The organism is Methylobacterium phyllostachyos (assembly GCF_900103445.1).
Classification (GTDB): Bacteria; Pseudomonadota; Alphaproteobacteria; order Rhizobiales; family Beijerinckiaceae; genus Methylobacterium; species Methylobacterium phyllostachyos.
In genome coordinates this window covers 18,329-30,139 of the sequence record NZ_FNHS01000030.1, presented here as the reverse complement: position 1 = coordinate 30,139, position 11,811 = coordinate 18,329, and the positions used below count along the sequence as shown (strand labels likewise).

Below are 11,811 nucleotides of genomic sequence, written 5' to 3'. Positions count from 1 at the left end.
AGAACGGCTATTGCGAGAGCTTCAACGCAAAGCTGCGGGATGAACTCCTCAACGGTGAGGTATTCTATACTCTCAAGGAGGCCGGCGTCGTGATCGAGCAATGGCGGAGGCACTACAACAGCATCCGGCCGCACTCGTCGCTCGGCTACCAGCCACCCGCGCCGGAGGTCGTCCTCTGGCCAACCGAACCGAGCGGATCAGTGCCGTCCGCTCGCCCTGCCATCGTCAGCCGACCGACGATGCACTAACTTCGAACCCGGGCCACCGAATGGGGGCAGGCCAGAGGTGCGTTCTCCTCGGCGAGTTTATCGAGGAAGCTTCCAGCCGGTTGCGAGGCAGTGATGTCTGCAAACTTGCTATCGACTCGACGTAGTGCCTCGGACGTCTCGTGCTGGCGTGGATGTAGCTGCCGGTTGTAGCGCTCGGCATCGAGCGCCGTGGCAGCGCCCGCCTCCCCGGCGGTCACCGCGCCCACCACGGCCGCCCACTGACCCGGCGCGTTACGCTCCGCCTGCGTCAGGTTTGGGTTGTCGGCCAGCGCCTTCATCACGACCGTGCCGACCATCTCGCTCGCCGCCCCCGCCAGCGCCCCGCCGGCCACGTTCCCGCCCGCGGCCAAGGCGGTCAGTGCGCCCGCCGCCGCGTGGAACGCTGTCTTCGCCGGTGAGCCGTCCTCCAGCCCGAGGCTCTTCGACAGCGTGCCTATGCCCTCGTTCATCAGCTCGGACAGGGCCGCCACGCTGCGCTGGCGCGCCCGCAGCCGCTCGATGTCGTAGGGCTGAGCCTGGCGGTTGGCCGCGCTCGCGTCCCGGTTCAGGCCCGAGAGGTCCTGCCCCTGGTTGCGCAGCTCCAGCGTGCCCGGCGAAAGCGTCGCGCGCGCCACGCCTGAGCTCGATTGCTGCACCGGCATGCCGACCTGCGGCAGCGGCAGGCCCAGCCCGTCCTTCTCCGTACCGCCGATCGACAGCCCCATGCTCGAGCTAATCGCCCGGGTGCTGCCGAGCAGGTCCGAGAAGGTCAGGTGGTCGGCCGACAGACGGTTCTGCGACGGGTCCGCCGTCGACGTGATCAGACCCCCGATCAGGTTCACCCCGCCGCCGACCGTCAGCTGGTAGCCGCCCGCCCCCGCGATCAGACCGCTCTGCTCGGCCACGTTCGCGCTGTCGCCGCGCACGCTGCCGCGGCTCGCCCCGCCCGAGACGCTGCCGCCGCCGAACCGCCCCTGCGCCTGGAGGCTGCTCTCCCGGTAGCGCGCCGTGTCGAACCGGCTCTCGATCGTCAGGTCGCCGCCGACCGAGGCCACGATCTGGCCACCCGTGACCGTGGCCCCGCGCAGGCTCGTGTCCCCGCCCGAGGTCAGGCTGACCGTCCCGGTGCCCGAGACCTGGCTGTCGACCTGCCGGACCTCGTGGCTCTGGCCGGTGTCGCGGGCATAGCTGGCCGAGCCCGCCGGGCCGCCCGCGAGGTCGAACCCGGCCGCCGCCTGCATGGAGCGGGCCCCGAAGATCCGGTCGATCGTCGCCTGGGCGCTCTCCAAGAGGATGCCCTGGCCGGCCGTCAGGCTGACGTTGCCGGGCTCGCCCGTCGGCCGGCCCTGGGCATCGACGCCCGCCGCGATCCGAGCTCCGACCGCGTGGATGCTGCCCTGCTCGGCCTCGATCGTGGTCGAGCCGCCGCTGCGCAGCGCTGTGCCGACCGGGGTCGCGCTGTCCTGCAGCATCCGGCTGGAGCTGTGCTCGAACCCGGCCGTGACCGAGACGGAGGTGCCCGCCATGAGGTCGCCGTCGGCCTTGCCGAGCGCCTGTTGTAACCTGTAGGCGGCCAGACGGTCGAGGTGAGGCTGTACTGTCCGTCGCGGCCGCCCAATCTGTCGGCGGCCTGCGCGAGGGCGTTGCCCGCCCCGATGAACGGTGAGGATAACGTGCCGCTAATTTGAAACTAACTGCTTTTCGGTCTAAGCTTCAATTTGCATCAGCCGCTTTTTCTTTTCCAGTATCAGCCAGATCCTTCCGAGATAATTCGATCAGCGCCGACAAAAGCGTGAGATTTTTCCCCTGCCCAATAATTTTCTTAAATTCTTTCACAGAATATTTCTGTATTTCAGACGGTAAAGTATCGCTCGAATATTTTGGCAGTTCGAATTTTACTATTGTCTCTCCGTCTAATAAAATCGTATAGATATCTTCCATTTGCTCTGGTGTATGAAATATAACGTAAAAGACGCTGCGACCTGGATGGATAGCTGAAATCGCGTCCACAATGCGTCGATCACTCTCGCAAAAATCTGGGCAAATTTTTCTTCTTTCCATCGCTACAATATCATATCTTGAAGTCAATTTCTTTATCATATTTACTTATGCTCCTGGATAGACTGTTATCAGATTGCCATATTCATCTGTCATAATCGCCATTATGGATGTCGGATTATTCATATTTATCACATCCAGTCCTATGTTTTATCTTTGAAATTTACCTCTCTAGTATATCTCACTCCATCCTTGCTGTTTATAGTTTTTGTTATGGGCGCTTCAACAACAGATGGGGATTGCAACAAATCCCGCAACTCAGATTGACTGATAGTAAATTGATTTTTGCCTGTCTTCTCAGGATTGAAATGCTCATTGACTACATGAAACCATCCTCTGCCTTCGGATACCGAGCCGTTCATCAAATTAATTCGGCTTTGTACTCGACCGGGTATTCTGCCTCCGGCTTTCCCTATCGCCATACCGGTCGCAGCAGCGACAATAACACCAGCGGCCAGTGTCGCGCCATTCTGCATCGTCATTTGGCGCGGATCCGGCAAGCTCTCGTCACCAGACCATTTCTGACCGCTCAGAACGCTGTAAATTCCTTGCGCCGCGAGATCTTGTATTTGATCGATCTGATCGCCGGCGATCTTGTCGATCACCTACCCGACCACATAGGCCTTCAGCGCACCAAGCGGACCGTTGAGCATGATCTGAAGCGTGATGTTGGCCGCCAGCAGCTGGTCCGGCGGCAGCTTCTTCATCGCGTCGTCGATCTCACCCAGCTTCATCAGAGCCTGCTGGCCGTATGTCAGCCCGGCGGTCACCGATAGCTCAGGCAGTTGCACCTCCGTGCCGTCCGATCCGGATCCCGCATGTGAGTCGGTTTCCGGGATTGGCTTGGGCTTCTGGTCCTGCCACCCCTCGTTTGCGCCGCGTGCCACGATCGCAGTGAGATCTTGGATCGGCGTCGCGAAGGCCGGATTGTTGACGAGCGCCTCGACCGCTTCGGGCGAAGCGCCCTGCGCGACCAGCTGCTGCCGGAACTCGGCGAGCGCAGGCGAGGATAACTCCGCGCCTTTTGTAAGCGGCTCGTGCGTATCGGGAAGCGGGCCCAGGCCCTTCGTGAGCGTCTTGGCCGCATCGGCAACGCCCGCCAGGAACGCCGGGAAGCCCTGCGAAGCCTGCTTCCCGATCTCCCTCAGCCCCTGCCGTGTGCCTTCGAACCCGCTGCCGATCTCCCGCACCGCCGAGCTCGAACCGTAGAAGTCCACCCCTTCCTTCCGGTCGCGCGTGATCACCTGCGCCCGGCTCGGATCCCGGTTGATCGCGGCCAGTTCCTGCACCTGCTGCGCAGGATCGCGCAGAACGATCGTCCCAGCCCCGATCGTCCCCCGGTCGACACGCTCCCGGTCGTGCGCCGCGTACGAGCCCGAGATCGTCCCGACCGCCGGCTGGTCCCCGCTCCCGCCCCAGTTGCCGTTCAGGCCCAGCGTCAGGCCGAACCGGCGGCCCGTGTCGTGGTCGAACATGTCCTCGACCCAGAGCGTGCCCGTCTCCAGGAACAGGTTGCCGGTCCTGGAGTTGAGCAGCGCCCCGCGGATCAGCGTCTGCCCGCCCACCGTCACGCTCAGACGGTCCCCCGCCTCGATCGCCGTCTGCTCGCCCACCCAGGCCCGGTCCGACGAGCCCTGGCTGCCGCCCACCGACACCGAGCCCGAACTCGGGCCGATGCTCCCGGACAGGCTCGACGACGACGAGCGACCCGTCGCCGTGTCCTGCCGCGAGGCCACGGTCAGGTTCCGCCCGACCTCCAAGTCGATTTCGGGCGCCGACAGCCGCGCCCCCTCGATCGTCGTGTCCTGGCCCGAGTGCACCGAGATCCCATCCCCCGCGCCCAGCTGCGCGTTGGTGTTGGTCTCCCGCTGCTCGCGGCTGCGCGAGCTCGACACCGAGCCCTCGGCCGTGAACCCGACGCTGGGCCCGCCGAGCCCGACCTGCGCGCCGATCCCGACCGCCGCGTTCCACGAGGACGCGGATTGCGACGCGGCGCCCCGCGAACGCGCGCTCTCGATCACCATGTCGCGCCCGGCCATCAGGTCGAGCCAGCCGCCGGCCAAGACCTGGGTGCCCTGCAGGTGCAGGTCGCGCCCCGCCTCCAGGCTGATGCCGCCCGCCGCCCGGATCGTGCCCGGGCGCTGCGTCTCGGTCAGCTGCTCGCTCCGGCTGGTGGAACTCGACGCGCCCACGGTCAGGCTCGCCGAGACGCTTGGGTTGGTGAGCTGCATCACGGCGTCGACCGCCTTGAGCGTGCCCGAGACCGCGCCGATCGCCCGGTAGCCGTCCCCGCCATAGCCCGAGTTGAAGGTGCGGCTGGCCTCTTGCAACTCGTCGAGGGCGCGCGAGACGTTCTGGCTGATTCCGGCGCGGATCCCGGCGAAGCTCTGCCGGCGGATCGCCACGTCGTGCTCGGTCTGGGCCTGCGACAGCACCGACAGATCGCGGCCTGCCCGGATGGCGAGGTCGCCCCCGGAGACGAGGTCGGCGGCCGTCAGCGTCGCGTCGCGCCCGGCATCGAGCAGGACGCCGCTGCCGCCCGCCACCAGCGAGGCCACGGCCGTGGTCGAGTCCTTGGCCTGGAGCGAACTCCGGCTGTGGTAGCCAGCCCAGACTGAGGCCCCGTTGTCGTTGGCCGAGACGCCGATACCCACGCCCGAGACGCTGCGGGCGTAGGTCATTACCGTCCGGTCAAAGCCCGGCGCGATGGTCAGGTCCCGCCCGGCCCCGAGCGTCATCTGCTGGCCGGCTCCGATGGCCGATCCGACGATGTTCACATCCAGCCCGGCGATCACGGTGGCGTTTCCGCCGGCCACCAGGGTGGAGGGGGCGTTAGTGGCTTGGGTGACCGAGCCTGTGGTGCGCCGGGTCTGGTAGAAGTCGAGCCCGCCGTCGCCGCCGAACAGGCCCAGGCCGGAGCTGCGCCGGGCCAGGATCGTCTGGCTCAGGTCCTCCCCGGCCAGCACCGAGAGCGAGCCGGCCGCGCGCACGCCGAGGTCGCCGCCGGCCACGAGGTGGCTGGCCTGCACGGTGATGTCGCTGCCCGAGACGACGGCGAGGTTGCCCCCGGCCGCCACCAGGGAGGGCACGTTGATCTGGCCGGTCTGGCTCACCAGCGTGCGCGAGGACGAGAACAGCCCGTCCCGGCGCGCGAACGCCGTGGTCGCGATGCTGTCGAGCGCCGACGCGATGGTGATCGGCCCGCGCGCGGCCAGCAGCGCGTCGCCGCCGGCCGTGACGGTGGAGCCGAGCACCGAGAGCGCGCCGCCGGCCAGCACGGTGAGGTCGCCGCCGGCCGCCACCAGGGCGCCGTGGCTAATCGTGCTGGCGGTGGCGATCCAGTTGTCGCGGTTGCCCACGAGGCTGGTGTTGGTCACGGCTTGCGCGGCGATCAGGATGTCGCCGCCGGCGCTCAGCGTCAGGTCGTTGCGGGCCTGGAGCACGCCGCCGCGGTCGATCAGGTCGCCGCGGGTGAAGATCGCGAGGTCGCCGGCGCTGACCACGCCGCCGGGCTGCAGGACGTTCTGGGCGAACAGGCCGCTGCCGAGCCCGACGCGGCGCTCGTTGAGGAAGGTGCCGGCGTCGATGATCATCGTGCCGGAGGCGAGCAGCGATCCGGTGTTGGTGATCTGGTCGCCCGAGAGGAAGACGGTGTTGCCCTGGATGACGCCGCCGGCCTGCTGGGTCCACTCGGCCAGCCGGCCCGGGGGCAGGAGCAGCTGGGGGGCGAGCGTCGGCTGGCCGTCGATATTGCGCTGCTCGTACCAGAGGACCGGCTGGGTGAGGCGGGCCTTCTGTTCGGCGGAGAGGCTGTCGCCGAGGTGGATGTCGGGGTTGGCCTGGAGGAACGCGACGGTGCCCTGGTACAGCGCCTCCTGCTGGGCACGGGGGTTGCGGTAGCGCTGGTCGAGGATGGGGCTGCCGGTCTGGTCGAGCAGCGCCTGGCCGATCAGCCGCTGCTCCATGGTTTGGTCCGCGAACACCGACACGCCCGGCGGAAGCGCGCTCCCGCCCGCCCGCGCCAGGATCGCCGCCGGGCCGCTGGGCTCGCTCCCGTCGGCGAACGGGCTGGGATACCGGTAGGTGGTGCCGCCGACCTGGGCGGGAGACGGCGCGTCGAAGCCTGCGAGGTTGGCGTCTACGCGGCCGCCGCGTAGCTTGGCATTTCCGACGCCGGCGCCTGCGATGCTGTTGTCCTCCAGTCCGTAGGGGCCGTAGCCCAGGCGTCCGCCCCTGGCGCGACCCCCGCCGATGCCATAGCCGCCCAACGCGCCGCCGATCGCCCCGGGTGCGAAATCAGGGCCCTGGTCGAGCGGCCCTGCAACGACCCCATAGCCGTAGATGTTGCGCCCGAGCCGGCCGCCGATTGCACCGGGCCTGAAACCGGCGCCCTGGTCGAGCGGCCCTGCGGCAAAACCGGAGGCATAACCGTTGAGGGAGCCCCCGTACCAGCCGCCAGACGCGCCTGGCGTAAATCCGGGGGCCCGGTCCATAAGCCCTGCGGCGACGCCATAGCCGTAGATGTTGCGCCCGAGCCGGCCGCCTGCGGCGCCGGACGTGAAACCGGCACCCTGGTCGAGACGGCCGGCGACAACGCCCGGTGGGCCGACCTCGTCGCCTTCGACAGAACCGCTTTGTGCGCCGCTGTCGAAATTCTGGCCCGAGAGCCGGCCGCCCGTTGCATAATTCGTGAGCTCGATGGTGCCGTTCGGCGCACTCGTCGGTGACGTTATGATCGCGCTGGTTGAGGCGTTGACGATCGTGCCCGCTTGGATCGAGATGGTGTCACCGATGATCAGGCCCGTATTTGTCAGTCTTCCGGCTGACATGACGACACTCTGGCCGGTGAAAACCGCCGTATTATTTCGATAAGTATCCTGCTCCCAACCTCCCCCTGGCAGCTCGCCAGAGCCTACTACTGCTAGAAAATACCGGTACTTGACCCCTGACTCGCGATTTAGATTGTCAATTGTCCCCGCCTTGGCGTAGAGGACGCCTCCAGCCTGGATGACAGACGCATCGTTCCGGATTGCGCCCGCCTCGATAGACAGATCGCCGCCGGCGACGATATAGGCGGGATAAGAAGTTTCATAGTGAAGAATACGTTCTTTGACGACGTTTTTTTCTTGAATTTTTACATCGAGAACGACAGGGCCCAAATCTTCAGTCGCCTGCGGCGTTCTTGTATTGGTCAGTGTTCCGCCAATCTTGATGCCGAGCGACCCTCCTGCGCTAATAATGCCGGCGGTGTTGGTGAGGTTGCCGCCCGAAATAAGGGCCATATCTCCTTTGGAAGTGAGCGCGCCGTTGATCGTGATGTCGCCGGAGAACGCGAGGTAGAGGCGGCCCTTGATATCGAAACGCTGGCCAGCGGCGACGGTGAAGCCACGGTCGCCGAGCGAGACGGCGAGATCACGTCCGTATGCGAACTGGCCCTGGGCGATGCCGTTGACTCCGAACAGATCCAAGTTGGTGCGCTTGGCGCTGACCGCGGCGAGGTCGCCGCCGTTGATTAGGGAGTTGGGTTCGTTGCCGAGCGCGTCGGCGACGTTAATTGTGAGACTTCGAGCCGATAGTACTGCGACATGATCGGCGGAGCCGGCGTTCGACAGACCTTCGGCCTGGAATACCAAAGTGTCGGCCTGAATCGTGCCGGCGTTGCCAGCCTGGCCGGCAACTGTGAGGCCGATTTGGTAGGCGCGGATGCTGGCCCCGGACTTATTTACGAACGTATTGGATGAAGCGGCTAATGTTCCACTCGCCTCGATCGTGTTACCATTGGCGAGCTGCTGTCCGACTTGAAGGGCGATGTCTGTCGCTTTGAGCGCGCCGTCGTTTACAAGATCGCCGCCGGTGCTGAACCCGAGGAAGCCCTTCGCCGTCAGAGTTCCGGCATTGTACGCGTTACCGGACATGACGAGGTTCACAGCATTTCCGGTAATGCTTCCGTCGCCACGATTGTTAAGATTCTGTGCTTGGAGATCGACCAAGCCGGCAGCTGAGATTCCTCCGGAATTGCCCAGGTCTTTTTTGACGCTGAGCTTGAGGTTGCTGGCGCTTAGTACGCCAGCTTGGTTGCTGTCATAGTTTTCGGCACTGACTGTGGCGTTTCCGCTGAATTTTAAGCTCCCCTTATTGCTGAGGAGGCCGGCGATTTGAACGTTACCCAGACCGTTGCCCAGGATGGCATTGGTATTTGTGAGGCTTGCGGCCGAGAGAGCGAGGTCTCCGGTTGTTTCGATACGGCCGTTGTTGTCGGCTGCGCCGGTGAGCGCGAGGCGGATGGATGCACCCGAGAGGTGTCCGGTCGAACCGTTGGCGAAATTGCCGGCCTCGACGTCGAGGCTGTTGGCGGCCACGAGTTGGCCGAGGTTGGACAGATGGCCGGTGCCGAGGCGCACGACCACCTCGGTGCCACCCGTCTTGGCCGCGTCCGCGGTAGCCTCGTAACCACCGGCGGTCAGCGCGAGTCGGCCGCCGGCGATGATGTTGCCGCTGGAGGCAACGATGCCGCCGGCGGTGAGGTTCAGGTCGCCGTCCCGGGCGATCAGGCTGCCGGCGTTGTCGATCCGGCCGCCGACTGCAACCGTCAACGCATCAAGGGCGCCGATCTGGCCGTTGTTGACGAGGTCACCTCCAACATTCAGCGTGTATGCGCGGCTGAGAAGGCTGCCACTGTTGATGTACGATCCAGCGATCTGGAGCGCCAAAGCTCCGCCATTCACGATTACACCACTGTTAGTGAGGTTCGTGGTCGTGAGAGCGAGATCTCCGGCGGTTTCGATACGGCCCTTGTTGTCGGCCGCGCCGGTGAGCGCGAGGCGGATGGATGCACCCGAGAGGCGTCCAGCCGGGCCGTTGCCGAAGTCGCCGGCCTCGACGTCGAGGCCGTTGACGGCGACGAGCTGGCCGAGGTTGGTCAGGTGGCCGGAGCCGAGGCGCACGACCACCTCGGTGCCGCCTGTCCGGGCGAAGGCCGCGGTGGCCTCGTAGCCGCCGGCGGTCAGCGCGAGGCGCCCCTTGTTGGCGATGATGTTGCCGCTGGAGGCGACGATGCCCCCGGCAGTGAGGTTGAGGTCGCCGTCCTGGGCGATCAGGCTGGCGACGTGGTCGGCGTCTGCGCTCACGTTGTCGACCCGGCCGCCGGCCGTGACGGTGAGGCTGGTGAGGGAGCCGATCAAGTTGGAATTGGTCAGATCTCCGCCCGCCCTGACGGCAAGGCTCTTGGCGACGAGGCTCCCGCTGTTGGACAGAGCGCCGGCGACCTGGATGGTGCCGGCGTTGTTGGCGAGGATCGAACCCGAACTGGTCAGGCTGCCGGCCGAGAAGGCGAGGTCGCCGATTGTCTCGATACGGCCCTTGTTGTCGGCCGCGCCGGTGAGCGCGAGGCGGATGGATGCGCCCGAGAGGTATCCGGCTGGGCCGTTGGCGAAGTCGCCGGCCTCGACGTCGAGGCCGTTGACGGCCACGAGCTGGCCGAGGTTGGTCAGGTGGCCGGTACCGAGGCGCACGACCACCTCGGTGCCGCCTGTCCGGGCGAAGGCCGCGGTGGCCTCGTAGCCGCCGGCGGTCAGCGCGAGGCGCCCCTTGTTGGCGATGATGTTGCCGCTGGAGGCGACGATGCCACCGGCAGTGAGGTTGAGGTCACCGTCCTGGGAGATCAGGCTGCCGGCGTTGTCGATCCGGCCGCCAACTGCAACCGTCAAGGCGTCGAGCGCGCCGATCTGATCGGTGTTGCCGAGGTCGCTCCCCACTTGCATGACGAGAGTGCGACCAAGAATATTCCCGCCGTTGAACAGGGCGCCGGCAACTTGGAGCTTGCCCGCGCCGTTGGCGAGGATCGAGCCCGAGTTGGTCAGGCTGCCGGCCGAAAGGGTGAGATCGCCGGTGGCCTCGATGCGGCCGCGGTTGTCGGTGGTGCCCGAAAGGTCCAGGCGAACGCTCGTGCCCGAGAGGCGCCCGTATGGGCCGTTGCCGAAGTCGCCAGCCTCGACGTCGAGGCTATTGACGGCCACGAGCTGGCCGAGGTTGATCAGGTGGCCGGTGCCGAGGCGCACGACCACCTCGGTGCCGCCCGTCTTGGCGGTGTCCGCGGAGACCTCGTAGGACGCCGCGGTCAGCGCGAGGCGACCGCCGGCGACGATGTCACCGCTGGAGGCGACGCCGCCGCCGGCGGTGAGGCTGAGGTTGCCGTTCAAGGCGATTAGGCTGCCGGCGTTGTCGACCCGGCCGCCAGCGACGATCGCCAGATCATCGACAGCGCCGATTTGAACGGTGTTGCTGAGGCCGCCTTCCACCTGAAGATTGAATGTGCGGCCGAGAATGCGTCCGCTGTTGAACAGGGCGCCAGCGACCTCAAGCTTACCCGCACCGTTCGCCAGGATCTCACCACTGTTGAGAAGAGCTAACGTGGAGACGGCGAGATCTCCGGTGGCCTCGATGCGGCCGCGGTTGTCGGTAGCGCCGGTCAATGCGAGGCGGATGGTCGTCCCGGCGACGCGTCCGATCGGCCCGTTGCCGAAGTCGCCGGCTTCGACGTCGAGGCCGTTGGCGGCCACGATCCCGCCGAGGTTGATCAGATGGCCGGTGCCGAGGCGCACGACCAAGTCCGCGCCGCCCAGTTTGGCGGTATCCGCGGGTGTCTCATAGGCAGCTGCGGTCAGCGCGAGGCGGCCCCCGGCGATTATGTCACCACTGGAGGCGACGACGCCACCTGCAGTGAGGCCGAGGTCGCCGTCCTGGGCGATCAGGCTGCCGGTGTTGTCGATCCGGCCGCCGACCTTGACCGTCAGGTCGTCGTGGGCGCCAATCTGGCCGGAATTGGCAAGGTCGCCTCCAACGCGCAGTTTGAACGAGCGGACGAGAAGGTTGCCGCCGTTGGTAAACGACCCGGCGATCTGGAGCGCCATTGCTCCGCCAATCAGGATTACCCCGCTGTTGGCGAGGTTCTGGGTCGTGAGGGCGAGGTCTTCGGTGGCCTCGATGCGGCCGCGGTTGTCGGCGGAGCCGGTGAGCGCGAGGCGGATGGTCTTCCCGGCAACGCGTCCAGCGGGCCCGTTGCCAAAGTCGCCGGCCTCGATGTCGAGGGCGTTGGCAGCCACGAGCTGGCCGAGGTTGAACAGGGGACCGGTGCCGAGGCGCACGACCACGTCCGCGCCGCCCATCTTGGCGGTGTCCGCGGGCGTCTCGTAGGCGGCCGCGGTCAGCGCGAGGCGACCGCCGGCCATGATGTCGCCGCTGGAGGCGACGAGGCCGCCGGCGGTGAGGCTGAGGTCGCCATCCTTGGCGATCAGCCTGCCCGTGTTGTCGACCCGGCCGCCGACTGTGGCCGTTAGGTCATCGACGGCGCCGATCTGGCCGCTGTTGGCGAAGTCACCCCCGGCTTTGAGCGCGAGGCTCCGGCTCAGAAGGCCCCCGCTGTTGCCGAAGCCGTCAGCAATCTCGATCACAGCCGCGCCGTTGACTTGGATCGTGCCGCTGTTGGCGAGGTTCTGGGTCGTGAGGG

The 11,811-nt window shown here is 66.3% G+C and carries 5 protein-coding genes; 1 reads left to right on the top strand and 4 read right to left on the bottom strand.

Going from position 1 to position 11,811, the window contains the following annotated elements:
• The coding region (locus tag BLQ49_RS27950) for an integrase core domain-containing protein (RefSeq protein WP_143012370.1) at positions 1-248 on the top strand (248 nt) is incomplete at its 5' end.
• Here BLQ49_RS27950 and BLQ49_RS27945 read toward each other — a convergent pair.
• The 4 genes from BLQ49_RS27945 to BLQ49_RS27940 form a co-directional block, all read right to left on the bottom strand.
• Positions 245-1,774, bottom strand: coding sequence for a hemagglutinin repeat-containing protein (locus tag BLQ49_RS27945; RefSeq protein ID WP_091722723.1), 1,530 nt, complete (start codon positions 1,772-1,774; stop codon positions 245-247). The two genes, BLQ49_RS27950 and BLQ49_RS27945, sit on opposite strands and share 4 nt — an antisense overlap.
• A 187-nt stretch (positions 1,775-1,961) precedes the next feature.
• Positions 1,962-2,348 (bottom strand): hypothetical protein, encoded by a 387-nt coding sequence (locus BLQ49_RS29405; protein WP_143012369.1) that lies wholly within the window; start codon positions 2,346-2,348, stop codon positions 1,962-1,964.
• A 101-nt stretch (positions 2,349-2,449) separates the two neighbouring features.
• A complete protein-coding gene (locus BLQ49_RS29400) occupies positions 2,450-2,911 on the bottom strand; it encodes a hypothetical protein (RefSeq protein WP_143012368.1) in 462 nt (153 codons plus the stop codon).
• The gene (locus BLQ49_RS27940; RefSeq protein ID WP_143012367.1) at positions 2,912-11,755 is read right to left on the bottom strand and encodes a hemagglutinin repeat-containing protein; all 8,844 of its coding nucleotides are present in this window, start codon (positions 11,753-11,755) and stop codon (positions 2,912-2,914) included.
• Positions 11,756-11,811: the final 56 nt, after the last annotated feature.

Excerpts from the sequence above, each read along its gene's own strand:
- BLQ49_RS29405 (WP_143012369.1), bottom strand. The coding sequence starts at position 2,348 with ATGATAAAGAAATTGACTTCAAGATATGATATTGTAGCGATGGAAAGA.
- BLQ49_RS27945 (WP_091722723.1), bottom strand. The coding sequence starts at position 1,774 with ATGGCGGGCACCTCCGTCTCGGTCACGGCCGGGTTCGAGCACAGCTCC.